Source organism: Mesorhizobium sp. KR2-14 (assembly GCF_040049255.1).
In the GTDB taxonomy this organism is placed as follows: domain Bacteria; phylum Pseudomonadota; class Alphaproteobacteria; order Rhizobiales; family Rhizobiaceae; genus Pseudaminobacter.
The window spans coordinates 229732-255929 of record NZ_JBDZDR010000006.1 but is presented as its reverse complement, the minus strand read 5'-3'; the positions used below and the strand labels follow the sequence as shown (position 1 = coordinate 255929).

Here is a 26198-nt window from a genome sequence, read left to right as displayed (position 1 = left end):
TCGGTGCCGCATTTTTCAATCCGAGCATAGACCATGGCCCTTTCAGACAGCGTGGTGCGCTGGCGCTACCGCCTCGTGCCCGATCACCTTCTCGGCGAGATACTCACCAAGCGTTGGGTCGACAACGCGATCCCGCTCCTGATCCTGACGGCGGTGGTGGCCGTCTTCGGATCGCTGATCCCGGATTTCTTCGACGCCGCCAGCATTTCGAACCTGATGCGGCAGTGGGGCGAATTCGGGCTCATCGTGCTGGCGCTGACGATCGTGATCGTGGCCGGGGGGATCGACCTGAGCGTTGGTTCGACCTTCGCACTCGGCAACATCGTCGCGCTCGCGCTGTTCAGCGTGGCGGGGTGGCCTGTCGCGGCGGTGGTGGCGGCGACACTTGCCTGCGGCGCGGCCGTCGGTCTGGTGAACGGGCTGCTCGTCGGTTATCTGCGACTGCGCGCGTTTCTCACCACGCTCGTCACGCTGATCATCGTGCGTGCGGTGGTCGACATGCTGCTCCTGAAATATGCGGTGGCGATCGCGACGGCGTTTCCGGATTCCGACCTCTGGTACTGGTTCGGCGAAGGTTACCTGCTCGGCCTGCCGTTCAGCGTCGTCGTCGCCCTGGTCGTCGCCTTTGCCGCCCATCTTGTGCTGAGCCGATCCAGCGCTGGCTGGCATGTGCTCGCGGTCGGCGGGTCGCGGCGCTCGGCGCACAATGTCGGCATTCCGGTGCGCAGGGTCGTCTGCGCGACTTACGTGGTGTCCGGCACGCTGGCCGCTCTCGCCGGCGTGCTCTTCGCTTCGCGGCTGGGCGCTGCCGGCTCCGACATCGGCAACGGCCTCGAGATTGCGGCGCTGACTGCGGCCGTGCTCGGCGGCAACAGCCTCGGTGGAGGCCGCGGCTCCGCTGCCAAGGCGATCATCGGCTCCATCACCGTCATGATCATGGTCAACAGCCTGGTGCGAATGGGTGTCACCAGCGGCGCGAACTCGTTGCTGCTCGGCATGGTGCTGCTGGCCGCAGTGGCGGTCGACGTGCGCTTGCTGAAGAACCGCCACAAGTTCCTGTCGAAAGTCTACGTGTCCCCCACCTATGCCGAGTTGCCTCCCGCGCCGGCAACGGACGGCGCGTCGCCCTATGCTCTGAACGATCGGCTACGCCCGGTCGAAGCGATCGGGCTCGGCCGTATCGACGGGCCGGAAGACGTCATCCTGGACGAGGACGACAACATCTATGTCGGCAACCGAACGGGCGACATCGTTCGTTTCCTGGCGCCGGATTACGAGCGGCAGGAGGTCTTCGCCCATGTTGGAGGAAGGCCGCTGGGCCTGGCCATGGCGCGTGACGGCTCGCTGATCTGCTGCATCGGCGGCATGGGCCTCTACCGCGTCACTCGGGACCGGAAGATCGAAAGGCTCACCGACGAGACCAACCGCTCCTGGTTCTCGGTCGTTGACGATTCCCGCCTGCGGCTGGCCGACGATCTCGACATCGCGCCGGACGGACGGGTCTTCTTCAGCGAGGCCACCGTTCGCTACGACATGCACGAATGGCCGGTCGACTGCCTGGAATCGCGAGGCAACGGACGCATCATCTGCTTCGATCCGAACACGGGCAGGACGCGCACGGTGCTGAAGAACCTGGTGTTCCCGAACGGCATCTGCATGACCCATGACGGGCAGTCCTTCCTGTTCGCCGAGACCTGGGCCTGCCGTATCAGCCGCTACTGGTTCGACGGACCGAAGAAAGGAACCGTCGAGCCCGTGATCTCCGATTTGCCGGGCTATCCCGACAACATCAACCGAGCTTCGGACGGCACATACTGGCTGGCGCTGGTCGGTATACGGACACCCGCGTTCGACCTTGCACTGAAGATGCCCGGCTTCCGCCGGCGCATGGCCCGGCGCGTCGCACCCGACGAATGGCTCTATCCCAACATCAACACCGGCTGCGTGTTGCGTTTCGATGAAGCGGGCCGCGTCATCGAGGCGCTGTGGGATCGCGGCGGCGAGAACCATCCGATGATCACCTCCATGCGCGAGCACAAGGGCCACCTTTATATCGGCGGCATCGTCAACAACCGGGTCGGGCGGCTGAAGCTCGAAGGCGTCGACCCGAACTGGACGGCGCAGCAATCCTACTGGGGGAAGGCATGATCCGCGGTCTGACACGTGCATTGGACAACCTGTTCGGTCGCGGCGACGCAGCGGTCACAGTACCGCCCCTCGACGGTGCGCTTCGTCCCAACCGTGTGCTGGACGAGGCGACCTCGCGCATGGCGCTCGATGGTGCGGACTGCCTCGCAGTGCGCGGCGAAACGCTGTTCGCCTCGGCGGGAGACAGCCTGTTCGCGCTCGGTCCCGACGGCACCTGGGAGCAACGCTCTTCCCATCGCGAGACGATAGCGGGTCTGTGCCCGGTTGGTGAAGACGGCCTGGCGATCGCGCTGGCCGACGGCAGGATTCTCATCGAAGGCGGCCGCTTCGACGGTCGCAGCTATCGCGCCGGCGAGGGGACCGCCTGCATCACCGCGCTGGCCGCAAATGGTTCGAAACTCTACGTCGCCAACGGCTCCGCAACAAATGCAGCGGATGACTGGCAGCGTGACCTGCTCGAACGCAATGCCTCGGGAAGTGTATGGTGCATCGACCTGGCAGGCGGAGCAATTACCCGGATTGCGGACGGCCTCGCCTGGCCCGCGGGTCTGGTCGTCGACGGCAACGGGCTCGTCGTTTCGGAAGCCTGGAAACACCGGCTGGTGAGGATCGATCCCTCGCGGCCAGGCAGCAATGCGGTTCTGCATGGCGATTTGCCGGGCTACCCCGGCCGGATCGGGCCTGCGCAAGACGGCTATTGGCTGGCGCTGTTCGCGCCGCGCAGCCAGCTGGTCGAGTTCGTGCTGCGCGAAGACGCCTATCGCAAGCGCATGATGGCGGAAGTGCCGCAGCAATTTTGGGTTGCGCCCAAGCTCCGATCCGGCCGCAGCTTCTATGAGTCGCTCCAGGGCGGCGGTGTGAAGCAGCTCGGCATGCTGAAGCCATGGGCGCCAACCATGTCGGCGGGCTTGTGCGTCAAGCTCGACCGTGGATTTCAGCCGCGTTTCAGCCTGCAAAGCCGCGCGGACGGTCGGACGCACGGAGTGACATGCGTAGCCGAGTACAGGGAACAGGTCTTTGTGACCGCGCGTGGCGACGGGGTGATTGTCTCGCTTCCAATCGCGGATCCGACGAGGGCCGGAGGAGACACGCAATGAGGCCGATCGTTGAACTGCGCAACGCGACCAAGCAGTATCGTGGTATTCCCGCTGTCAAGGAGGTCTCGTTCAGCCTTCGTCGCGGTGAGGTGCACGCGCTTCTCGGCGAGAACGGTGCCGGCAAGTCGACGCTGACGAAGATGATCGCCGGTGTCGTTGAGCCGACATCCGGCGAAGTCTGGATCGACGGGGCCAAGGTCGAACTGGCATCGCCGTCGGACGCGCTGCGTCGAGGAATTGCGATGGTCTACCAGGAAACCAGCCTGGTACCGTCCCTGACCGTGGCGCAGAACATCTATCTGACTGATGCGAAAAGGTTCCATCGGTTGCGCGGCATCTATATCGCCGGCCAGCAGTTCCTGCAGTCGCTCAACTTCCATGTCGATCCGACCGCGATGGTTTCGGGCCTCGGTGCGGGCCAGAAGCAGATGGTCGAGATCGCCAGGGCCGTGCATCACAACGCCCAAGTCATCATCTTTGACGAACCGACAGCGACGCTGACGCCCGAGGAGAAGCATCAGTTCTTTGCTCTCGTCGAGCGTCTGAAGCAGCGTAACGTCTCGATCATCTTCATCTCGCACGCGCTGGAGGAGGCGCTGGCGATCGCCGACCGCATCACCGTGATGCGCGACGGCGAACATGTCGTCACCGACGACGTGGAAAAATTCGATCGCGAGAAGATCGTGCGAGCCATGGTCGGCCGCACGCTGACAGGAGAGCTCTACGGCTCGTCCAGGAACCGCGCGGTGCGGGAGGCGGGGGAAAAGGTGCTGAGCGTGCAGAACCTGTCCATGGGCAGCCTCGTGCGCAACACGTCCTTCTCCATATTCGCCGGACAGATCACAGGCGTTTTCGGCCTGATCGGCTCCGGTCGCACCGAAGCCGCGAAGGTGGTCGCCGGCGTGCTGAAACGCGACATGTTCCATGGCGGACAGATCCGCCTGGGCGATCGCCCGGTGCGCTATCGGGTGCCGCGTTCGGCTGTCGGCGACGGCATCGTCTACGTGACCGAGGACCGCAAGGTCGAAGGCTTCTTCGAAACCATGTCGATCGCCGAGAACATCCACATTGCCGCGCTGGCCGGCGGGCGCACGAAATCGGCCACCGTGAGCATGAGCGAGATGCGGGCGCTGGCAAGCGAGTGGATCGAAGCGCTGAACGTGAAGGCGATCAACGCCGATGCCCGCGTCATCGAGCTGTCAGGCGGCAACCAGCAGAAGGTCGTCGTGGCCAAGGCGCTGGTACAAAAGCCCCGGCTGGTCATCTTCGATGAACCGACGCGTGGCGTGGACGTGGGCGCGATCGCGGAAATTCACCACCTCATCAACAGGCTGGCGGACGAGGGAATCGCCGTGATGGTCATCTCGTCCTACCTGCCGGAAGTCCTGCAACTGTCCGACCGGATCCTCGTATGCCGCCAGGGTCGCATCGTCGAGGAATTCGAGGGCAACAGAGCAGACGAGGAAACGATCATGTACGCGGCGGTGCACTGATGGAACGGCAATTGAAGACGACGCGCCCCGTTCGCGAGGTGCGGACCATCGAAGATGTCGTGGCCATCGAGCGCCAGCCCTATCAGGAGCTGGTGACCGCGCGCAATCTGTACGACCTGTTCCTCGCGACCGCCCGGCACGGTGGCGAGCGCAAGGCGCTGACGGTACTGCGATCGCCCGATCCCGCCGACGTCGGCGTCTCGTTCACGCACGGTCAGCTTCTGGAGGAAATCACACGCGCGGCGAATATGTTCAGGCGGCTTGGGCTGGCGCCGGGCCGGGGCGTCGCCGCCTTCCTGACGCCGACGCTGCCGGAGCTTCCGGCGCTCCTGCTTGGCGCGCAGGTGGCAGGCGTGGCCAGCACGCTGAACTATCTGCTGAGCCGCGAGGCCATCGTCGACCTGCTGAATGCGGAGAAGGCGACCATCCTCGTGCTGTCGGCGCGAGAGCTGGACGAAGACTGCTGGAGGAAGGCCGATCGCATTGTCGAGGAGGTGCCCAGCCTGAGCCATGTGATCGTCATCGGCGGCAACGGGCCGTTGGCAGCCGGATATTCGGCCTTGAGCGAGGTGCTGGCGGGGAACCGGGGCGACGGTCTCGATTTCGAGCCGACCAGCGATCCCGACACGGTCTGCGCCCTGTTCCACACCGGCGGCACGACGGGTCGCCCGAAGCTGGTGCAGCTTACCCACGGCAACCAGATTCATGCAGCCTTCGGCTTTGGCCAGGTGTTCGCCTATGACGAGAACGATACCGTCATCAACGGCTTTCCGTTCTTCCACGTCGGCGGCACGATGACGGTCGGCCTGTCGGTGCTCGCCGCCGGCGGGCACATGGTCGTGCCGTCGCCCTATGGGCTGCGGCCACCAGCGGTGGTGGAAAACTACTGGCGCATCGTGCAGCATTTCCGCGCTACCGTCATTGGCGGCGTGCCCACCTCGATCACGGCTCTGACCAGCAGCTTCGATCCCAAATACGACGTCTCGACCGTGCGCATGGCGGGCACGGGCGGCGCCGTGCTGCCGAGGGAGATCGGCGCAAGGTTCGAGGCGGCCACCGGTATCCGGCTGTTCGAAACCTACGGCATGACGGAGACGGCGGCGGCGATCGCCTTCAACCCCGGCCGCGGCGAGCCTCTGGCAGGCAGCGTCGGTTTTCGCGCCCCCTTCTCGCAAATCCGTATCCTGCGACTGGGCTCTGATGGGGAGCCGTGCGGGCCGGGTGAGAGCGGCTCGGTAGAGGTGCGCGGACCGCAGGTGTTCCCCGGTTATGTGGACCCGAAGCACAATCTCGGTACGCTCAGCGACGACGGCTGGCTGACGACGGGCGATGTCGGCTACCTGACGGCTGATGAGCGCCTGGTGCTGACCGGTCGCGAGAAGGACCTCATCGTGCGCAGCGGTCACAACATCGACCCGGCGGCGATTGAGGACGTGGCAAACAGGTTCCCCGGTGTGCAGATCAGCGCTGCCGTCGGCATGCCCGATCAATATGCCGGAGAGGTGCCGGCGCTGTTCGTCGTGCCGGCGCCGGGCGCACGGATCGATGTGGAGGCGCTGAAGGGGTATCTGGAGGCGAACGTCCATGAGCCCCCGGCGCGACCGCGCAGCGTGCTCGTCATCGACTCGCTGCCGGTGACGGCTGTGGGCAAGGTGTTCAAGCCGACCTTGCGCGACCTCGCGATCAAGGAGAAGGTGCGTCTTGAAGTGGAACGGATCTGCGGGCCGGGCGCTTCTGCGACCGTAGAGGTCTACCTCGACGGTCAGAAGCGCACGCTGGCCGAGATCGCGCTTTCAGGGGCCAGCACAGCGCAGGCGGCGCAAGTTGAGGCCGCGCTCAGGCCGCTGCCGCAGAGCTATGTGCTGCGACGTGTCGAAAAACAGGATGCCGAGCCCGTCCGTCTCGACGTCGAAGACGGCATAGCCACGCTTACATTCGACCGCCCCGAAAGCTTGAATGCTGCCTCGGAAGCATTGATGCAAGCGCTCGAACGGCGGCTTCGCGCCCTCAGCGAGCTTCCGGGATTGCGTGTGGTGATCCTGACCGGCGCGGGACGGGCCTTTTGCGCGGGCGGCGATCTCATCGAGTTCGAGGCGGCTCTGAAAGCTGGCGGCACCAGGCTGATCGATACGCTGAGATACAATCAGGACGTCATCCAGATGGTCGAGGACCTGCCTGTTCCGGTGGTCGCTGCGGTCAATGGCGTGGCGGTCGCGGGCGGGCTCGAGTTGTTGCTGGCCTGCGATGTCGTCATCGCCGCCGAGGACGCGAAGATCGGCGACGGACACGCGCGATATGGCATCGTTCCTGCCGGAGGCGCGACAGTGCGTCTGGCCGAAAAGATCGGGCCGCTACGCGCGTCGCAACTCTTCTTCACCGCGTCCTTGATCGACGCCAGGACCGCTGCCGCGTGGGGTCTCGTCAACGAAGCCGTGCCGAAGGAACGGCTGATGGAGCGGGCAAGAGAGCTTGCGCGCGAAATCTGCCGGTGCAGCCCGCAGGCGCTGAGGCACATCAAGCAGCTGACCCGCCCCGAAGCGGGCGACGAACGGCGTCACCGGCGACTGCGCGCCGAAATCGAGCATTTCGCAAGCCACGTCCATGGTGCCGATCTCGCCGAGGGACTTGCCGCCTTCGCGAGCAAGAGGCAGCCGGTGTATCGAGACGCTGGATGACGACAGGGCCATTTGGCGGGTTGCCGTTGGTTATCGTCTCGATGGATACTCCTGCATAAAATCAGTACAAACGTACAATTAATGTCGACACTGGCGAAGCGCTGCGCTATTGGGGGGGCATCTTCATTCAGGGGAGGCCGCCATGTCGATGGTCGTCGATCGGCGCGAACTGGACTTCGTCTTGTTTGAGCTGCTCGACATCGAGCGGCTGCAGTCCCACCCGCGATTTGCCTCCTACGATCGCAATGCGATGTGCCAGATTCTGGATGCGGCGCAGCGCATTGCCGAGACGGAGTTCCTTCCGATAGCTGCCAGGGTGGACGCCGACGAGCCTCGCTTTGTCGACGGCGGCGTCGTGCTGCCCGCAGGCATCGACCAGGCGCTCGGCGCCTATGCGCAGGCGGGCTTTTTTGCTCTGCCTTTCAAGGCGGAGCTCGGCGGCCTGCAGGCGCCGTGGGTGCTTCACACCGCCGCCAGCGGCATGTTCACCTGTGCCAACACGGCCGTCACGAACTACGCCTTCCTGACGATCGCCGCCGCGAACCTTTTGAGCGCATTCGGATCGGAGGAGCTGAAGGCTCGCTTCCTGCCGCCGATGCTCGAAGGCCGATGGTTTGGCACCATGTGCCTTTCGGAGCCGCAGGCCGGCTCGTCGCTTGGCGACATCCGCACCACCGCCATGCTAGGCGACGACGGCCTATATCGCATCCGCGGCAGCAAGATGTGGATTTCGGGTGGCGAGCAGGAGATCTCGGAAAACATCGTCCACATGGTGCTCGCCAAAATTCCCGGCGGCCCCGCCGGCAGCAAGGGCATCTCACTGTTCCTCGTGCCGAAGCGACGCGTGCTGGCCGACGGCTGCATCGTGGAGGCGAACAACATCGCTCTCGCCGGTCTCAACCACAAGATGGGTCAGCGCGGCACCACCAACTGCCTCCTCAATTTCGGCGAAGCCGGAGAAACGCTCGGATACCTCATAGGCGAACCGCATCGCGGCCTCGAATATATGTTCCATATGATGAACGAGGCGCGCATCGGCGTCGGCCATGCCTCGGTCATGGCTGCTCTCGGCGGCTACCTCTACGCATCGGACTACGCAAAGACCCGGGCGCAGGGACGGCGAATCGACCAGAAGGACCCGCTTGCAGCGCCGGTACCGATCATCGAGCATGCCGACATACGTCGCATGCTGATGGCGCAGAAAGCGGCGGTGGAGGGCGCGCAGGCATTGTGCCTCTATTGCGCGACGCTCGTCGACGAACTGGCGGTGGCCGAGGATGCTGAAACCGCCGAATGGCTGGCCGCGCTGCTGGGGCTGCTCACCCCCGTCGTCAAATCATGGCCGTCTGAACATTGCCTCGAGGCCAACAAATGGGCGATCCAGGTGCTCGGCGGCTACGGCTACACGCGCGACTATCCGCTGGAGCGGCTCTATCGCGACAACCGGCTCAACCACATCCACGAAGGCACCTTCGGCATCCAGGGCATGGACCTGGTCGGGCGCAAGGTCAGCGCCGACAAGGGTCGGACGATGCGGCGCTTTGTCAATCTTGCGCACGAGACCGTCACGGCGGCCGGCAAGATCGAGCGACTTGCCGAGGAAGCCGCAATTCTGTCGGAGTGCCTTGGCGTTCTTTCCGAGACGACCGACACCCTGCTCGGCTGCAGCGACCTGGCGGCCCGGCTTGCCAACGCTACCCTCTACCTCGATGCGTTCGGCCATGTTGTCGTAGGGTGGATGTGGCTGAGGCAGGCAATCGTGGCGGCCGAGGCCATCGCGGCGGGTGACGGTTCGGAAGCGGGACGAGAATTCTACGAAGGCAAGATGGCGGCATACCGATACTTCAGCCGCTACGAGTTGCCACTGGCGATCACGCGACTGAGGCTATGCAGCGCGCTCGACAGGACCTGTCTCGACGCGCCGCCGACCATGTTCGGCTGCTAGACCATCGTACCGAGAAATGAAATCCGGCTTTCGGAAAATTGGACGCTCAAGCAAGGGGATGGATTGCCCAACCGCGTCCGTCAGGACGCATGGTGATCTAGGCTTGTCCGCCCGACTGCGCTATCCAGTCGGTCGATGGAGATCGCGAGGCCAGCAACGAAAGACATGCGCGACAGCGGCACGGTGATGAAGCGCGCGGTGCAGGAAAGGACCCTGAGAACGCGCCGGAAGATCGCGGAAGGCGCGATAAAGGTGCTGGCATCGCGCGGCGTCTCCGGTCTGACCCACCGGGCGGTCGCCCACGCCGGCGGGGTGAGCCTGGCCGCGACGACCTATCACTTCGGGACCAAGCAGGACATTCTTGCGGAAACCTCGCGAACCCTCATGGAGGGCTATCTCGACGCTTTCCGGCGTCTGCAGCAACGTCTGCGCGCGAATGAGGAAACCGAGATCCGTTCGCTGGACGATCTTGTCGTCCGCGTTGCCGCCACTGCCCTCGGCCGCGAGCGAACGCGTTCCCTGGCCTGGTGCGAGCTGATGCTGCATGGCGGCCGCAACAGCGAGGGGCGGGCGATGGCGCAGCGCTGGTATTCGGAGCTGGATGCGATCTGGGCCGGAATCGCCGACGCCTTCCCGGGCGCTTCATCGCTGCGTCCCGGCGCCGCGATCGACATCACCGTCGGCTTCACGGTCCTGCTGCACCCCCTGATGCTGGATCAGGAAACTGTCTTCGACTTGCTCTACGGTCGTGTCGGCCTCGATCAATTGCCGGCGATCGAAGCTTTGGCCGCGAAAGGACGTTTACCTCGGGCGCCATCGCTTGAGGCGCTTCGACCGCGGCAGTTGGAGACGCGAAACCGGTTGATCGAGGCGGCAATCGACGTGCTCGTCGCCGACGGGGCGGCGGCCGTCTCCCATGCCAGCATAGCCGAACGGGCCGGAATGGTCCGCAGCGGCCCCAGTTATTATTTCCCGACGATCAGCAGCCTGCTGGAAGCCGCCCAGACGACCATGTTCGAACGCGCCAAGGCCCGCTACCGGGAAGGCATCGGGGCCGTCGCGGTGGCGGACATGGATCGGGCCCGGCTCGTCGACCTCACCACGACGATCTTCTTTCGCGAGCTGCTCGAGTTCGCGCGTGAAAATGTCGGCTACTACTCGGTCTGGATGGGCGCCGCCCAGGATGCGGAGCTTCGCGGGGCAGTGAGCAGCGCCCTTCTCGACCAGCAAAATGCATGGATGCGACGGCTGGCCGCGATCTCCGCCGGCGGTGCCGTCGTGGCTGGAGCTCCCCTGCAATTGCAGGCCCTGTTTGTCGGAAAGCTGATCCGCGGCACCGTCGCCCAGCTCGACACGACCAATCTTTCCCATTCCCGGCAGGATTTTGCCGCTGCCATCGGCAAGAGCATCGCCGAACCAGGTTAATAACAGTACATTCGTACAAATTCTCTTGTCATCGTGGCCGCCTCGGCGTAACAGGCGGCAAGCGATCCATGGAGTTGGGGGACATTCATGCTGGACATCGCATCACTCTTTTCGCTGGAAGGGCGCGTCGCGCTGATCACCGGCGGATCACGCGGCATCGGCAGGATGATCGCGGAGGGTTTCCTGGCGCAGGGCGCGCGCGTCTATATCTCGGCCAGAAAAGCCGACCAGTGCGAGGCGGCTGCCGGGGAAATGGGGCCGCGCTGCATTGCGCTGCCTGCCGACGTCTCCACGGTCGCCGGTGCACAGGCGCTGGCCGCCGCACTCATGGAGCGTGAGCCTGCGCTCGACATCCTTGTGAACAATGCAGGGGCAGCCTGGGGCTCCGAATTCGAGACCTTCCCGGAAGGCGGCTGGGACAAGGTCTTCAACATCAACGTCAAGGCGCCGTTCTTCCTGGCACAGGCGCTTTACCCGGCGCTCAAGGCGGCCGCCCGGCCGGATCGGCCGTCGAAGATGATCTCCATCGGATCGATCGACGGCCTGCGCATCAGTCCCTGGGAGACCTACAGCTACCAGGCCTCGAAGGCGGCCGTGCATCATCTGGTGCGCCGGATGGCCGCCCGGTTGATCCGCGACCACATCGTCGCGACGGCGATCGCGCCCGGCGCCTTCCCGTCGGAGATGAACAGGGCGGCCCGCGATCATGGCGAGGACTATCTCGTCTCGATACCGGCGGGGCGTGTGGGTCGGCCGGAGGATATTGCGGCGGCGGCGGTCTACCTGGCCAGCCGCGCCGGTGACTATGTCGTCGGCGAGGTGCTGACGGTCGACGGCGGCGTGGTGCATGCCTGCCCGCCAGACATGATCGACCCGTGACGGACATTTCCGCAGGAACCCAAGAGCAACATAACGAGAGTTGAAGGCAAGATGATCGATCTTTCAGGCAAGGTGGCCATTGTAACCGGTGCGGGCTCGGGACTGGGGCGCGACCATGCGCTGCTTCTGGCCACGCGCGGGGCGAAGGTCGTCGTCAACGATCTGTCCGAGGCCGCCGCGGAAGGGGTGGCAGAGGAAATCCGCCAGGCTGGTGGGGAAGCGATGGCCGTCGGCGCCTCGGTGACAGATTTCGACGCCGTGCAGGCGATGGTCGACCGCACGGTGGAGCGTTGGTCCAGGGTCGACATATTGGTCAACAATGCCGGCATCCTGCGCGACAAGACGTTTGCCAAGATGGATCTGGCGGACTTCCGGTTGATCATCGACGTGCATCTCATGGGTTCGGTCAATTGCACCAAGGCCGTGTGGGAGCACATGCGGGCGCAGAACTACGGGCGTATCGTCATGACCACGTCGTCGTCCGGCCTCTACGGCAATTTCGGCCAGTCCAACTACGGCGCAGCAAAGATGGCGTTGGTCGGACTGATGCAGACGCTCGCGCTGGAAGGCGCGCGCAACAATATCCGCGTCAACTGCATCGCGCCGACTGCGGCTACGCAGATGCTCGAAGGCCTGTTGCCGCAGGCGGAACTGGATCTGTTGCAGCCTGCCCACGTCAGCCCGGCCGTGCTGGCTCTCGTGCACGAGGATGCGCAGACGCGGACGATCCTGTGCGCGGGTGCCGGCTCGTTCGAAACGGCCCATGTCACGCTGACTTCCGGCATCTACCTTGGAGGCGGCGCCGATGTGGCCGACGAGATCGTCGAGAGATGGAGCGAGATAACCGATCGCCAGGGCGAAACGGTGCCGGATGCCGGCGAGCAGCAGGGCAGGCTCGAACTCGCCAAAGCCGGCTACCAGCGGGCACCGAAAGGCTGAGGGCCGACGTGGCTGCGACAGATCCGATACCTGGGGCGGCGGGAACGCTGCCGGATTGGAAGCTTTCCATCGGGCGCTTTCTGCTCCCACTCAACCGTTGCAATAGAACCCTGGAAAGGCATGCCATATGAGAGAAGCTGTTATCGTTTCGACGGCTCGGACGCCGATCGGCAAGGCGTATCGGGGCGCCTTCAACGACACGCAGGCCCAGGAACTGGCCGGCCACGCGATCGCGAAGGCGGTGGAGCGGGCCGGCGTCGAGCCGGGGGAAGTGGACGACGTCGTGGTCGGCGCTGCCATGCAGCAGGGCTCCACGCACATGAACGTCGCGCGGCAGGCGCTGGTAAGGGCGGGGCTGCCGACCAGCGTGGCCGGCATGACGCTCGACCGCCAGTGCGCCTCGGGCCTGATGGCCATCGCAACCGCAGCCAAGCAGATCATGCATGACGGCATGACGGTGACAGTGGGCGGTGGAGTGGAATCTATCTCGCTGGTGCAGACGCCGAAGATGAACCTCGACCGGTTCGAGGACCCATGGCTGGTCGCGCATCAGCCGGACCTCTATATGTCGATGCTCGAAACCGCCGAGGTGGTGGCAGCCCGCTATGGCATTTCGCGTGAGGCGCAGGACGAGTATGCCCTGTCTTCCCAGATGCGCACAGCAAAAGCCCAGGCCGAAGGCCGCTTCGACGCGGAGATCGTTCCGCTGAAGAGCGTCATGAAGGTCAAGGACAAGGCGACCGGCGAGGAAAAGAGCGTCGAGGTGACGCTGGAACGAGACGAGGGCAATCGCCCCGAGACCACGCTCGAGGGGCTGTCGAGCCTCAAGCCGGTGTTCGCCGGAGGCAAGTCGATCGCAGCGGGCGGCTACATCACGGCGGGCAACGCTTCACAGCTTTCGGACGGCGCCTCGGCGAGCCTCCTCATGGAGGCGCGAGAGGCGGAGAAGCGAGGCCTTCAACCGCTGGGCATCTATCGCGGCATGGCGGTGGCAGGCTGCGATCCCGACGAGATGGGGATTGGCCCGGTGTTTGCGGTTCCGAAGCTGCTGAAGGCGCATGGGCTGTCGGTCGACGACATCGGCCTGTGGGAACTCAACGAGGCGTTCGCAGTGCAGGTCCTCTATTGCCGGGAACGGCTCGGAATCGACCCGGACAAACTGAACGTCAATGGCGGCGCGATTTCCGTCGGCCATCCTTACGGCATGTCGGGGGCCCGCCTGGTCGGGCATGCACTGATCGAGGGCAAACGCCGCGGCGCCCGCTACGTCGTAGTCACCATGTGCGTCGGCGGTGGCATGGGCGCTGCCGGCCTGTTTGAGGTCAACTGAGCGGCGCGATGGGAAGCGGGTTCATCGGTTTGCCCTTCGCCGAGCGCCCGCCGGGCACCGCAAAGTCAACTTGGCTTCCTCGAGAGAGGAGCAAGAAGACCGTGAGCGCTTGAGCGGGCCCGCACCGTCAAGCGCAAGTCACACAGGGTGATGAAAGGCTCTGCCCCACGCCAGGATGGGAAGATTTTGTCGGTTCTGACCATGTGCTGTCCCCCGACCGGGCCCGCCCCGCAGAGGATGTTGACGGGAACATTCGGCTTGCCGACTCTCGTCGGCGGGCGGAAGCCGGCCGGGCGCGCATGTTTACCTGGAGCGCCGTTCGAACCGTAGTCGTGGCACTTGAAGAGGCGCGTCTGGCCAGGCAACGCGTGCCAGCATGCCGCCTCTGGCGTAGCAGGCGCGGCCCATCTTGATGCAGTCATGGCCGTAGCGATGGCCCATGGAACTAGCGTGCAGAGCCTCTTTCAGTGAGGAACAACACGACAGACAGTTCCAGCCCGATCGTGCCGAGCCGGTACCAAAATGCCGAGAACATATTAACGCACACGATAGTGAATGTTGACTTGTTTGTCGCACCGAGCCATTGATGTCAGCTCTGTCGGGGGAGTGCCGAGCCTGATCATGGTAGCGGAACGCTGCGTTCATGAGGGTAACGGCCTGGGAGGAGCTTTGATGTGTCCTGTTGGTGATGGGTCTGTTGGTCCGGGCTACCGGTGCCGCTCGCGATGAACGACGGAGCCATGCAATTCCATGCGCTGACGCTAGACAAATTTCTCGAGCATGCAGCGAAATGGCATCCCGACACGGAAGTGGTGACTGCGCGGGCGGATGGCGTCAGTGCACGGATCGGCTATTCCGCTTTGGCGCAACGGGCGCGGCGCATATCCGGCGTGTTGGCTGGTTTCGGCGTGCGGCATGGTCGGCGTGTCGCCACGCTCGCCTGGAACAGCCAGTCTCATCTCGAAGCCTGGTTCGCAATAATGGGCATGGGAGCGACCTGCCACACGCTCAACCCCCGCCTTACAGCCGAGCAGACGGCGGCGATGTTGCGGCAGTCTCAGGCGCAGATCCTGATCGTGAGCGCCGATCTCCTGCCGCTGGCGCGCGAAATCGCCGCCGAAGCCCCGGTGCAGCATATCCTCGTCATCGACGGCGATGCCAAGGAAAGGGCCGGCGAACCCGCCATTCAAGCGCTCGAAGGCTTGCTTGCTGACGCGCAGGATTTCGCCTGGGGTGGCTTTGACGAGAACACGGCGTGCGGCCTCTGCTTTACGTCCGGCACCACCGGCCAACCAAAGGGCGTGACCTACACGCATCGGTCGAGCTATCTGCACACGCTGAGGCTCCTGATGGCCGATGTGATGGGCATCACGGCCAAGGACGCGATCCTTCCCGTCGTGCCGATGTTCCACGCCAATGCCTGGGGAATGCCTTTTGCCGCCGCTGCAGCCGGTGCGAAGCTGGTTCTTCCCGGTCGCCATGCGGACGGCAAGAGCTTGGCCCGCTTGATCGCGTCAGAAGAGGTGACGATCGCAGCGGCGGTCCCGACAGTCTGGCTGGGGCTGGTCGAGCATCTCGAGGCAGAGGGCGGCGAACTGCCATCATTGAAGCGTGTCATCGTCGGCGGGTCGCCCATGCCTCCGGCGCTCATGAAGCGTATAGAACGGCGTCTCGGGGTAGCAGTGCAGACCAGTTGGGGCATGACCGAGCTTTCCCCACTCGGAACCATGGCGCCGCCGGATCTGGAGGATCGCGATGCGGGGCTGTCGGGACGCCCGGCCTTCGGAATAGACCTGCTTCTTACCGATGCCGACGGGCGCGCCCTCGCGCAGCAACGAGACACGGAAGGGCATCTGCATGTGCGCGGTCCGGCGGTGGTCGAGCGCTATCTGGGGCAGGCCAGCCCAGCCACGGATGCCGACGGCTGGTTCGACACGGGCGATCTTGCCCGCATCGACAGCAAAGGCAATCTCGTCATCACTGGCCGGGCCAAGGACTTGATCAAATCGGGCGGCGAATGGATCAATCCGGCTCAGATCGAAGTGGTGGTCAGCACGTTGCCTCAGGTTTCGCTTGCCGCCGTGGTCGGGCGCGCAGATCCGAAGTGGGGTGAACGCCCGCTTCTTTTGGTGGAGTTGCGCAAAGGCGAGGAACTTTCTGACCAGCAGTTGCTAGAGCCCTTGCAGGGGCGGGTGGCGCCTTGGTGGATACCCGACGAAATTGTGCGTTTGCCGAAAATGCCGACTGCGGCAACGGGCAAGGTTGATAAGATGCTCTTGCGATCACAATACGGTCAGGCCGAATTGCGGGCCGAATAGTATCGACCGGTTGGATTGGCGCGCAGGCGGCATATCACCATGCGCGTTGGCGGCGGCATGGGGCGCGACCGGGCTTTTCGAGGTGAACGCTTAGGTAGTATGGGCAGTCGCCGGTTCCGTCAGTGAATTCAGAAGGGCTCAGAAGTTGATCGAGAACAAGACGTCCCGCCGTAAAGGTTCCACCAAGGCCGAACGGCGCGCCGAGATGACCGAGCAGATACTCGATGCCGCCGAGTATCTTTTTTCGCGGCACGGACTCTATGGAGTTACGCTCAAGGACGTGGCGAAACAGGTCGGCGTGCACCACACGCTGATGAACTACTATTTCCAGGACAAGAAGGCATTGTTCGACGCGGTGTTCGCACGCCGTGCTGTCGTGACCAGCGAGCGACGTATGCGCATGCTGGAGGAATATGAAAAGTCTTCCAATGGAAAGCCCACTGTGGAGGGCGCGCTGCGTGCCTTTCTCGACACCGACCTCGATCTCTATACGGAGGGCGGTGAAGGCTGGAAGAACTATGCTGCGCTTGGCGCCCAGGTGGCGAACACACCCGAATGGGGTGCGGAACTGATGGATCAGCATTTCGATCCGGTGGTTCTGCGCCTGATCGGTATACTCAAGAAAGCTCTGCCGGACTGTGCCGAAGAGGACATCTTCTGGGGTTATCATTTCGTGACCGGCGCGCTGATGCTGACGTTGGCGCGAACCGGCCGCATCGACAAGCTTTCCAACGGAATCTGCCGCTCCGACGATTTTCTGGCGGTCAAGCAACGCATGGCGACATTCATGTCGGCCGGCTTCCTGGCGTTGTGCCGAAGGGAGCGGCCGACCTAGGCCTGGCGAGGCCGCGATTCCGCCCCTTCGAGGACTATCGGCATGCCAGTTGATGGAAAGAAAGGCTTGCGGGAATCTAATTAATTATCTAGTGAGTGAATAGAGTGGGAAATGTAGCCGAAGAGGCCGCTTCGATGCTGGGAGGGCGCATCGCGATCGTGACCGGAGCCGGCGGCGGGCTGGGGCGTTCGCACGCTCTGCAGCTAGCCAGGTTGGGTACGAAGATCCTTGTCAACGACATTGGTGTCGCCTTGGCGAAACAGGTTGCCCGTGAGATCGAATTGGCCGGCGGCGAGGCGATCGCCTTTGCAGCATCCGTCAGGGATGAAGCTCGTATCGAGGACATGGTCGCCCGCGCCATGGACGCTGGGGTCGTGTGGCTGGACTGCGCCGGCGAGGTCGTGCCTGACTACGGTTTCATGCCGATGGAGCGCGAGCTGGCCGGTGGGCCGGGCGCGGAGTTGAAAGCCGCCAACAGCTAGGCGGCAGGATGGCATGGCGGCATTCGTAGGGAAGCCGCCGCGCCGCAACTGAAGCGCTGGGAGCGCAGCGGTTGAAGGAGGAGGGCGTGTCGGTATCCGCAGCATGGCGGAGCCGTCAGCAGCAAGCGGAGCCGGATCGACCGGCCTGTCGAAGGGGAGGGGATGTCAATGAGCAGACTGATCGGATCACTCGCCTTGCCCGCATGACGAGGCGGGGGCGGAACATGTTCACGGCAAGGACGGCCGCGCGGTATGCGGACGAGAGCCTTCATTATGCGTGGCTTGCAGCGTGGAGGTCACCGGAACAATGACATCGAGCGGGGCAATCCAGATCGAGGGAGCGGCGCCGCTTGTGCGGAATGCCGGCAGGAAGAACATGCTGGAGCGCGTGGTGGCTCTGGCAGCGCTCGTCTTGGCGGTTGTGTTCTCTTTCACCATCGACGGCTTTGCGACGCTCGGAAACCTGCGCGTCATCCTGTCGAACAGTTCGTCTCTGGCGATACTCAGCTGTGGCATGGCGGTGGTCATCATTTCGCGCGGGCTCGATCTTTCGCTGATTGCGCAGATGATCGCAGGGGCCACCATATTCGGCATCCTGATCGGTAACGGGGTGGCCGCTCCCGCCGCGCTTGCCGTTGCCATCTTAGCCATGGTCATCATCGGCGCGCTGAACGCCTGGCTTATCGCCTATGCCGAAATCCCGGCCATGCTGGCGACGCTGGCGTCGTCGATGTTCCTGGTCGGTACACTGCGCTTCGCGGTCCTGCGCGGAGAGTTCCTGCTGCTGCTGCCGAAGTCGGATCCTACCGTGGCATTTTTGGCCGGCGAGATTGTGCCTGGCCTGTCGGTGCCGGTCCTGCTCATGGCCGCGACGCTTCTGGCGTGCTGGTTCCTGCTCAATCGCCTCACTGCCGGGCGCATCATCTACGCCATGGGCGACAACTTCCAGGCCGCACGCCTTGCCGGACTGCCGGTGCGCACGACGACCATCGTCGTCTACGTGTTCGCCGGCCTGACTGCGCTCGTAGCCGGCCTGATCATGGCGGCCGCCAGCGGCGCGGTCGACTTCCGAACTGTCACCAACGGCACGCTGCTCTTCGACGTCATTCTTGTCGTGGTGTTGGGCGGCATCCCGTTGCGCGGCGGGCGGGGCGGCGTCCGCAATATAATCGTCGGCATCGCGCTGATCGCGATCATGCGCAACGGCATGACGTTGATGAACTTTTCGACGCAGACACAGGACATGCTCAAGGGGCTCGTCCTGCTGACCGCCATCGTCACCGACAACTATCTCAACCCCAGGGACGCTGAAACGGACACCGTGGGCGATCTCTGACCATCGCATCAAACCAGGGAGGGAAGCATGTTCTACAAAATGGGAAGCGCATTTCGAACCACGGTCGCTTGTATGCTGATGGGGGCCTGTGCCCTCATGGGCGCCACGGCGAGCGCGCAGGCAGACAGCAACATCGCCGGCAAGAAAGTGATCTTCATACCGATCTCGATGGGCATTTCGCTGACCGAGGGCTGGGCCCGGCGTATGAACGAGCATGCTGCGATCTACGGCTACTCGTTGGATGTGCGCGACGCCGCCTTCAATACCGGCGTCATGTCGGAGCTTGTGGCCAAGGCCATCAGCGACAAGCCGGATGTGCTGGTGGTTCACAATCCGACCGTGCAGTTACTGTCGCGCCAGATCAAGCAGGCGGAAGCGGAAGGCATCAAGGTGCTGCAGATCAACCTGCAGTCGAACCAGCCTTCGTCCGGCTTCGTCGGAGCCAACTGGGAGCGCATCGGGCGCGAGATCGCCGAAGACATCGTCAAGGAATGCGGCGCTGGAGCCGGCAAATCCGGCAAGGTGGCGATCATTCCCGGCCAGCTGACCGCCGCCGACAGCGTGATCATGAACGAAGCCGCGTTCAAGGTCTTCGAGCAGCATAAGGAGATTCAGGTCGTCTCCAATCAGGCCTCGGACTGGGAGCCGGAAAAGGCTCGCCAGATTACCGCGACCGTGCTGCAGCAGCATCCCGATCTCTGCGCCATCTTCGGCCATTGGGACGTCCACACGATGGGCGCCGGCAACGCAGTGAAGGACGCCGGCAAGGCGGACGACGTGCTGGTCTACGCGACCGGTGGCGGCGACAGCGTGGCGTGCAAGGCAATCGAGGACAAGGTCTTGGACCGTATGTGGAGTTATGATGCCGACGGCCAGGGCCGCGACGCCGGCACGATGATCGACCTTCTGCTGCAGGGGGCCGCGACTGCGGACGGTTCGATGATGATGGTGGAATCTCCGATGAAGATCATCAAGGCCGGCGACAGCTACGACGCCTCGCTCTGCTGGAAGATGTAACGGCCGAGCCTGTTCGTGAACCGCACAGCAATCTGATGCGGGGCTCCGAGGAGCCCCGCTTCCACTCCTCCTTGGAAAGTCGTGATGGCCGCTGAGATCGATTTTGACAGCCTGCCCAGGCAGCGTGTGCCACGCCTCGTGCTTTCGCCGCGCCGCGTCCTGGCTGATATATTGTCGAAGGGCTGGGTGGAGAGCCTGATCCCATTCGTCGCGCTCCTGTGCGTCGTGGTGGGCCTGCTTATGCTGACGAGCGGCTATTTCTCCGCGTCGAACATGCGGAACCTGACGCAATATGCGGCCGATGGCGGGCTGGTTGTGCTGGCGTTGCTGATCGTCGTGGCGGTCGGCGGGATCGATCTGTCGGTTGGCTCCAACTTCGCCATGTCGGCCTTTGTGGCGCTGTTCTGCTTCCATATACTCGGTTTGCCGGTCCCCGCGGCGCTGGTTCTGACTCTGGCGGCGGGAGCCCTCATTGGCACGGTCAACGGCGTCATCGCCGGCCTGCTCGGCTGCGGTGCCCTTCTGACCACCTTGGGCACGATGATCACCGTGCGTGGCCTCTACACGCTCGCCTCGCAGGCACAGCTCGTGGAGATTTCAACGTCCGCGCGCGTGGACGACCTTTGGGACTGGATCGGTTTCGAGAAGGTGCTGACCTTGCCGATCGGGTTCTGGACGCTTTTGGTCATCGCGGCCTTCGTCCTGATCATGTTTCGCCAGACGCGGTTTGGCTGGCATGTCCTCGCCGTCGGCGGCAACCGCAAGGCGGCGCGTCATGGCGGCATCCGCGTCAAGTCCACGATCTTCTTTGCCTATGTCCTCGCAGGCCTGATCGTGGGTCTCGCCGGCTTCCTGTTCGCCGCACGTCAGAACAGCGCCGGCTCCGATACGGCGATAGGCATGGAATTCTTCGCCCTCACGGCGCTTGTCGTCGGGTTGGGCGGTTTCGTGCCGGGGCGCGGCGCTGTGGTATCGGTGCTGATCGGCTTCACGACCATCTACCTGCTCAACAATGCGATGGTGAACGCCGGATTCCGCGGCGATTTCGTCCAGCTCAGCATGGGCGCAATCATCATCCTCATCCTCGTCATCGATGTAAAATTCCGCAAGAACCGACATCGGCTGCTTGCCTCGACCTATCTTGATCCGGTCGCTTTCGACACGGGAAGGGTGCAGGGCATGCAGGGCCTGATGCCCGACGAGATCGCGCCGAAACTGAAGGCTGCCGAAATCCTGGTCGCGGGACAGATCGACGGGCCGGAAGACGTCCTCTTGGACGAGGCCGGCAATGTCTATTGCGGCAGCCGTGACGGTTATCTCTTCAGGATCCCCGCGCCGGATCATGCAAAGGCCGAGGTTCTGGCCAAGATCGGCGGCCGCCCGCTCGGCCTCGCGCTGGATCGCGAGGGGCGCATCGTCGTTTGCGTCGCCGGTATGGGGCTTGTCCGCGTGACGATGGACGGCAAGGTCGAGCTCCTGACCGACCAGACCGAGCGCAGCCTGTTCAGCGTACAGGACGACACGACCATCCGCATGGCGGACGATCTCGATATCGCGCCGGACGGCACCATCTATTTCACCGACGCGACCAAACGCTATGACATCGAAAACTGGGGTCTCGACCTGCTGGAGGGTCGCCCGAACGGACGCCTGCTCTCCTATGACCCCGCTACGGGCAGGACGCGCACAGTCTGCGACAATCTTCGCTTCCCCAATGGCGTCTGCCTCACCCATGACGGAAAGCATCTTCTGGTGGCGAGCACCTGGGAGTGCTCGGTCATGATCTTCGATCTGGCGCGTCTCTCCGACGGGCCCCGCGTTTTCGCCAGCGGCCTGCCGGGCTATCCCGACAACATCAACCGCGCCTCGGATGGCGGGTACTGGGTCGCACTGGCGGGCATGCGCAACCCTGTCTTCGATATGGCCATGCGCCATCCCAACCTGCGCAGGCGCATGACGAAACGCGTGCCGCCGACCAACTGGCTTTTCGGCAATCTCAACATCGGCGGAGTGCTGAAGATCGATGGCAATGGTCATGTCGTCGATGCGCTGTGGGACGCACCGGACGGCCCGCTCTACATGATCACGTCCATGCGCGAGCATGAAGGCTCGCTGTATCTCGGAGGTGTCACCAACAACAGGATCGGACGCCTCAAGCTCGACGGCGAAAACGAGAACTGGCGCGGCCCGGAGAGCTACTGGGGGAAGGCGCGATGATGTCATTCTTCGGGGCACGGCGGCGGGAAACGCCTGCAATGACGCTGGAAGGTGTGCTCGGCCCGAACGGCAGGCTGGATGAGGCCCTGGGCATGAAGGTGGAGGCACCCGACGCGTTGTGCGTCGCAAGCGATGGCCGGCTTCTTTGCAGTTCCGGTTCACACATTCTGGCGCTTTCCGGTTGGGGCGGCACGTTCGAGCGGTGGGCCAAATTCGACGCGCCGGTCACGGCTTTGTGCGCCGGACCGGGCGGCCTCGTCGCGGTTGGCCTCGCGGGCGGGAGCGTCGCTGTCCTCGATCCTTCGGGCGCCCCGACAACGGACTGGTCACAGCCGCCCGGACGGCTCACGTCTGTGGTTGACTGCGTGTTTCGGTCCCCGGATGAACTGCTGTTGGTTGACTGCGGCTATGGCGCGAACGACAACGTGCTGGCACTGGCGGCGTGGGACGACGAGGCGCGCGGGCAACTCGTGGCGCTGAACCGATCTGGCGGCGCAAGCGTCGTAGCTTCCGGACTGCATTGTCCGATGGGTATCAGCCTGGACGGCCAAGGCGGTGCGATGGTGTCGTTGCTCGAGCACGCGGCGATCGTCGATGCCACCGGAAAAGTCAGGCAGTCGGGCTATCCCGGCTATCTGGGGCGCCTGCGCCGGATTGCGGGCGGCTACGCCCTGGCGTGTCTCTCGCGGCGCGACCCGCTGATCGAGTTCTTGAAGACGGAGCATGCCTTTAAAACGGAAATGAAGGCGAAGATCGCGCCTCGCCACTGGATCGCCCCGCGCTCGAACCCGGAGTTCAGCCATGATCTTCCCATCGAACTTGGCGCGACGCGCCTGTTTGGCGAGGTGAAGCCCTGGGCTCCATCCTTCTCATATGGCCTGCTCATCCGGATGGACGAGAACATGATGCCGGTCGGGTCGGCGCAGTCGCGGGCCAATGGCCAGCGCCATGCGATAAGCGATGTTGCGGTGTGGAACGGCGATCTGATCGCGATCAGCAAGGCCAGCGGCGAGATCGTCAACCTTGGCAGGGGGGCGTGACGGAGATGACAGTACAGCCCGTTGTGAGTCTTCAGAATGCCACCAAGACCTATGGTGGCATCGCGGCGCTGGCCGAGGCGAATTTTCAGCTCTATCCCGGCGAGATCCATGCACTCGTCGGCGAGAACGGGGCGGGCAAGTCCACGCTTTGCAAGCTGATCGCCGGCGTCATCGCCCCTTCGGAAGGCGAGGTCCGCGTCGACGGGGAAGTGGTGGCCTTCTCCGCGCCGAAAGATGCCAATGCGCGCGGCATCTCCATGGTCTATCAGGAGACCAGTCTCGTCCCGCAGCTCACCGTGGCGCAGAACATAGTGCTCGGCCGCGAACGCGCCTTCAATTCGGTGCGCAAGGTGCGCAATGCCGCACGGCAGGTGCTGCAGCGCCTGAACTTCAAGGTCGATCCCGCGCAACTCGCCGGCTCCCTGTCCGCAGCCAAGCGGCAGATGGTCGAGATCGCGCGCGCCGTGCTCAACGAGGCGCGCATCATCATCCTCGACGAGCCGACTGCGGCGCTTACGCCGGAGGAGACGGACCATCTGTTCGATTTGATGAGGTCGCTGCGGCGCAGCGGTGTTGCGATAATCTTCATCTCGCATGCGCTGGAAGAGGCGCTCAGCCACGCCGATCGCATTTCGGTCCTGCGCAACGGGCGCATGATTGTGACCGGGCCTGCTTCCGATTTCGACCGAGGCCGCCTGATAAGGCACATGATCGGCGAGGAACTGAATGAGCGGGTTCCAGCCCCAACGGTCGCGCACAAGCCGGCCTCGGCCCTACCGGTGCTGCGGGTGGAGAACATCCGAATGGGCAGCATGGTCAACAACATGTCCTTCTCCATCTTTCCGGGCGAGATCACTGGTATCGCCGGCCTGATCGGCTCTGGCCGCAGCGAAGTGGCCAAGGTAATCATGGGCCACACCAAGCGCAATTTCAGTGGTGGCCGCATCTGGCTTGACGGCAGGGAGGTGCGCTACGCCATCCCTGCCCACGCGGTGGCTGACGGCATCGCCTATGTCAGCGAGGACAGAAAGCTCGACGGGTTCTTCGACACGCTGAGCGTGTCGGACAATATCGGGCTTGGATGGCTGGCAAAGTTCGGACGACGCACGTTGCTCGCTCCGCTCGGCCGCATGCGCCGCATCGCGCGCGAATGGGAAGAGAGGCTGACGATCCGCAGGATCGGCGAGCACCAGCCGGTGCTTTATCTGTCGGGCGGCAATCAGCAGAAAGTGGTAATAGCCAAATCGCTCGCTCAGCAGCCAAGGCTGGTCATTTTCGATGAGCCGACGCGGGGCGTCGACGTCGGAGCCATCGCCGAGATCAGGCAAATCATCAGGGACATCGCCGACAGCGGTGCTGGCGTGATCCTGATCTCCTCCTATCTGCCGGAGATACTTGACCTTTCCGATCGGATACTGGTGGCCAAGGGCGGCACCATCGCCGCCGAATTTTCCCGCGCAGAAGCGACCGCAGAGCGAATTCTGCACGCAGCCGTTCACTAGGGTAGGCAGTCTGCGACACCGATTTCCTTGACGTGCACGGGCGTTATCCTGTGGTCATCGGAATTGAGCAGCCGTTCGAATTGTCGGTCTGGCCTGACTCTACGAAAGCGTTCGTCATTTCGGCAACGATATGATCGAGCTCGTCTCACGAGTTCGATTGAGGCACGCGGGAACGCCGTCTTGGCTATCGTCGGCAGGAAAAAAGTTTCAAATTTAATTAATAAAATGCAAATAAGCTACTATAGACTAAGTTAATATATGTAACGCATGTGTACTAAATATAATAACTTTCGAATTTTGCATTAAGTTTTGACTTATTTTGGAATGACTATTTCTAGCATGGCGTTCTGGCCATCTCGGCCTCCGATTTTTGGGTTTGGCGGGCAAAATCGTTTCCGCATCAGAGATTTGCGTCGAGTGATCGCGTCCCGCAAGCGGCGAGCCGGCGGGCAAACAGTCGGTTCTTTCGGCGAAGGGAGCGACGTCTGGCCGCGACGGTCGATACGCAATGCGTGATGCGGCCGACGCTATCATCGCGCACCACGCAGAACCCGACATTGCCGCCAGTTCTCGAGATGGTCGTGACGCGCTCGATTTCATTCCGGTGTGCTCAGGGCCCCGTCTGGCGACCTTCAGGGGCGGTGCCGTCCATCTTGATCGTCCGGCGGGATCGATGGCCTTCGTCGCCGAAAGCCACTATGCGACAGTCTTTCTTTCCCCGCTCCTGGGCGCGCTTTCGGCCGTTGGGAGCAGTAAATTGCGTGTATTTGATGCTCCCGTGGGGATGCTCGGCATCGTGCCGGCGGGCGTTGATGGGTCCACAATCTGGCCCACGGCACGCGAAAGCGTCTCCATTGCCATAACCCCCGCCAGCCTGCTCGAGCTCGCCGAGCACGAACTTGATGCGGGGGGCGTCGACCTGCAAGCGCTGAACTCGGTTGTGGTTGATCCGACTGCGCATCGAATTGCGGAGCTGTTGAAGGCGGAACTTAGAGACAAGCCGGCGGCGAACGAGCTCTATGTCGATTCTTTGATCACGCTGTTCGGCGTGCATCTGCTCAGAAACTATTCAGGGATAGACAGGCCGCAGTCGCCCATTCGGGGCGGATTATCACCCCACAACGCCCGTCGAGTGCGCGACTATCTGGTCGAGCATTTGTCCGACAAATTGTCCATTGCCGAGCTCGCTGCACTTTGCGGGCTGTCACCCAGCCATTTCATCAAGGCGTTCGCGCAAACCTTCGGCCAGCGGCCCTACCAATATCTGACCAATCTGCGCCTGGATCACGCCGTGCGTCTGCTGGAAGAACAAGGCATGACGATTGCGGAAATTGCGCATCTCAGCGGCTTTTCCAGCCAAAGCCATCTGACCTCGACGCTCAGGAAGCACCGCGGCCTGACCCCGGCGCAGTTGCGCCGGCGCAGCTAGCAGCAGGTCCTGGAGCCGATGAAGTTTAGACGTCGATTTTCCCAGTATTCTGACACTGCCGACATATCCTGAAAGATCGGCCGGTCCAATT

18 protein-coding genes are annotated in these 26198 nt (G+C 63.5%); all 18 read left to right on the top strand.

Features of this window, described 5'->3' with window-relative positions; all coding sequences use genetic code 11:
* Window positions 1–33 precede the first annotated feature (33 nt).
* The 18 genes from ABLE86_RS16955 to ABLE86_RS16870 all read left to right on the top strand — a co-directional run bounded on the left by ABLE86_RS16955 (window position 34) and on the right by ABLE86_RS16870 (window position 26107).
* Complete coding sequence (locus ABLE86_RS16955; RefSeq protein WP_348780142.1) at window positions 34–2148, top strand: SMP-30/gluconolactonase/LRE family protein; 2115 nt, start codon at window positions 34–36, stop codon at window positions 2146–2148.
* Window positions 2145–3245, top strand: coding sequence for a strictosidine synthase (locus tag ABLE86_RS16950; protein WP_348780141.1), 1101 nt, complete (start codon window positions 2145–2147; stop codon window positions 3243–3245). The genes ABLE86_RS16955 and ABLE86_RS16950 overlap by 4 nt, the downstream gene beginning before the upstream one ends.
* Window positions 3242–4738, top strand: a complete 1497-nt coding sequence (locus tag ABLE86_RS16945) for a sugar ABC transporter ATP-binding protein (protein WP_348780140.1) — start codon at window positions 3242–3244, stop codon at window positions 4736–4738. Before ABLE86_RS16950 ends, ABLE86_RS16945 begins: the two co-directional genes overlap by 4 nt.
* Complete coding sequence (locus ABLE86_RS16940) at window positions 4738–7413, top strand: AMP-binding protein (RefSeq protein WP_348780139.1); 2676 nt, start codon at window positions 4738–4740, stop codon at window positions 7411–7413. Before ABLE86_RS16945 ends, ABLE86_RS16940 begins: the two co-directional genes overlap by 1 nt.
* Window positions 7414–7555: 142 nt before the next feature.
* Window positions 7556–9358: an acyl-CoA dehydrogenase gene (locus tag ABLE86_RS16935; protein WP_348780138.1), complete on the top strand. Its 1803-nt coding sequence runs from the start codon at window positions 7556–7558 to the stop codon at window positions 9356–9358.
* A gap of 165 nt (window positions 9359–9523) precedes the next feature.
* Window positions 9524–10783 carry a TetR family transcriptional regulator gene (locus ABLE86_RS16930; RefSeq protein WP_348780137.1) on the top strand — a complete coding sequence of 420 codons (1260 nt, stop codon included), beginning with the start codon at window positions 9524–9526 and terminating at the stop codon, window positions 10781–10783.
* Between the two features lie 87 nt (window positions 10784–10870).
* Window positions 10871–11662 carry an SDR family oxidoreductase gene (locus tag ABLE86_RS16925; RefSeq protein ID WP_348780136.1) on the top strand — a complete coding sequence of 264 codons (792 nt, stop codon included), beginning with the start codon at window positions 10871–10873 and terminating at the stop codon, window positions 11660–11662.
* Between the two features lie 51 nt (window positions 11663–11713).
* Window positions 11714–12601: an SDR family NAD(P)-dependent oxidoreductase gene (locus ABLE86_RS16920; RefSeq protein WP_348780135.1), complete on the top strand. Its 888-nt coding sequence runs from the start codon at window positions 11714–11716 to the stop codon at window positions 12599–12601.
* Between the two features lie 127 nt (window positions 12602–12728).
* Window positions 12729–13931, top strand: coding sequence for an acetyl-CoA C-acyltransferase (locus ABLE86_RS16915; protein ID WP_348780134.1), 1203 nt, complete (start codon window positions 12729–12731; stop codon window positions 13929–13931).
* 725 nt (window positions 13932–14656) lie between these two features.
* Window positions 14657–16249 (top strand): long-chain-fatty-acid--CoA ligase, encoded by a 1593-nt coding sequence (locus tag ABLE86_RS16910; protein WP_348780133.1) that lies wholly within the window; start codon window positions 14657–14659, stop codon window positions 16247–16249.
* 145 nt (window positions 16250–16394) lie between these two features.
* Window positions 16395–17084: a TetR/AcrR family transcriptional regulator gene (locus ABLE86_RS16905; RefSeq protein WP_348780132.1), complete on the top strand. Its 690-nt coding sequence runs from the start codon at window positions 16395–16397 to the stop codon at window positions 17082–17084.
* A 104-nt stretch (window positions 17085–17188) separates the two neighbouring features.
* Window positions 17189–17566 (top strand): SDR family NAD(P)-dependent oxidoreductase, encoded by a 378-nt coding sequence (locus tag ABLE86_RS16900; RefSeq protein WP_348780131.1) that lies wholly within the window; start codon window positions 17189–17191, stop codon window positions 17564–17566.
* Window positions 17567–17873: 307 nt separating this feature from the next.
* A complete protein-coding gene (locus tag ABLE86_RS16895) occupies window positions 17874–18902 on the top strand; it encodes an ABC transporter permease (RefSeq protein ID WP_348780130.1) in 1029 nt (342 codons plus the stop codon).
* 27 nt (window positions 18903–18929) lie between these two features.
* Window positions 18930–19919 carry a sugar ABC transporter substrate-binding protein gene (locus tag ABLE86_RS16890; protein ID WP_348780129.1) on the top strand — a complete coding sequence of 330 codons (990 nt, stop codon included), beginning with the start codon at window positions 18930–18932 and terminating at the stop codon, window positions 19917–19919.
* 84 nt (window positions 19920–20003) lie between these two features.
* Window positions 20004–22136: an SMP-30/gluconolactonase/LRE family protein gene (locus ABLE86_RS16885; RefSeq protein WP_348780128.1), complete on the top strand. Its 2133-nt coding sequence runs from the start codon at window positions 20004–20006 to the stop codon at window positions 22134–22136.
* A gap of 38 nt (window positions 22137–22174) precedes the next feature.
* Entirely contained in the window at window positions 22175–23176 is a 1002-nt protein-coding gene (locus ABLE86_RS16880) for a hypothetical protein (protein ID WP_348780127.1), read from the top strand.
* A gap of 5 nt (window positions 23177–23181) precedes the next feature.
* On the top strand, window positions 23182–24678 hold the full coding sequence (locus ABLE86_RS16875; RefSeq protein WP_348780126.1) for a sugar ABC transporter ATP-binding protein: 1497 nt from the start codon (window positions 23182–23184) through the stop codon (window positions 24676–24678).
* Between the two features lie 508 nt (window positions 24679–25186).
* On the top strand, window positions 25187–26107 hold the full coding sequence (locus ABLE86_RS16870; RefSeq protein ID WP_348780125.1) for an AraC family transcriptional regulator: 921 nt from the start codon (window positions 25187–25189) through the stop codon (window positions 26105–26107).
* Window positions 26108–26198: the final 91 nt, after the last annotated feature.

What these genes read in the sequence shown, in the direction of transcription:
- ABLE86_RS16910 (WP_348780133.1), top strand. Translation starts at nt 14,657, where the DNA reads ATGAACGACGGAGCCATGCAATTCCATGCGCTGACGCTAGACAAATTT.
- ABLE86_RS16935 (WP_348780138.1), top strand. Translation starts at nt 7,556, where the DNA reads ATGTCGATGGTCGTCGATCGGCGCGAACTGGACTTCGTCTTGTTTGAG.
- ABLE86_RS16940 (WP_348780139.1), top strand. Translation starts at nt 4,738, where the DNA reads ATGGAACGGCAATTGAAGACGACGCGCCCCGTTCGCGAGGTGCGGACC.
- ABLE86_RS16925 (WP_348780136.1), top strand. Translation starts at nt 10,871, where the DNA reads ATGCTGGACATCGCATCACTCTTTTCGCTGGAAGGGCGCGTCGCGCTG.
- ABLE86_RS16915 (WP_348780134.1), top strand. Translation starts at nt 12,729, where the DNA reads ATGAGAGAAGCTGTTATCGTTTCGACGGCTCGGACGCCGATCGGCAAG.
- ABLE86_RS16870 (WP_348780125.1), top strand. Translation starts at nt 25,187, where the DNA reads ATGCGTGATGCGGCCGACGCTATCATCGCGCACCACGCAGAACCCGAC.
- ABLE86_RS16880 (WP_348780127.1), top strand. Translation starts at nt 22,175, where the DNA reads ATGACGCTGGAAGGTGTGCTCGGCCCGAACGGCAGGCTGGATGAGGCC.
- ABLE86_RS16875 (WP_348780126.1), top strand. Translation starts at nt 23,182, where the DNA reads ATGACAGTACAGCCCGTTGTGAGTCTTCAGAATGCCACCAAGACCTAT.
- ABLE86_RS16945 (WP_348780140.1), top strand. Translation starts at nt 3,242, where the DNA reads ATGAGGCCGATCGTTGAACTGCGCAACGCGACCAAGCAGTATCGTGGT.
- ABLE86_RS16955 (WP_348780142.1), top strand. Translation starts at nt 34, where the DNA reads ATGGCCCTTTCAGACAGCGTGGTGCGCTGGCGCTACCGCCTCGTGCCC.
- ABLE86_RS16895 (WP_348780130.1), top strand. Translation starts at nt 17,874, where the DNA reads ATGACATCGAGCGGGGCAATCCAGATCGAGGGAGCGGCGCCGCTTGTG.
- ABLE86_RS16950 (WP_348780141.1), top strand. Translation starts at nt 2,145, where the DNA reads ATGATCCGCGGTCTGACACGTGCATTGGACAACCTGTTCGGTCGCGGC.
- ABLE86_RS16890 (WP_348780129.1), top strand. Translation starts at nt 18,930, where the DNA reads ATGTTCTACAAAATGGGAAGCGCATTTCGAACCACGGTCGCTTGTATG.
- ABLE86_RS16885 (WP_348780128.1), top strand. Translation starts at nt 20,004, where the DNA reads ATGGCCGCTGAGATCGATTTTGACAGCCTGCCCAGGCAGCGTGTGCCA.
- ABLE86_RS16930 (WP_348780137.1), top strand. Translation starts at nt 9,524, where the DNA reads ATGCGCGACAGCGGCACGGTGATGAAGCGCGCGGTGCAGGAAAGGACC.
- ABLE86_RS16920 (WP_348780135.1), top strand. Translation starts at nt 11,714, where the DNA reads ATGATCGATCTTTCAGGCAAGGTGGCCATTGTAACCGGTGCGGGCTCG.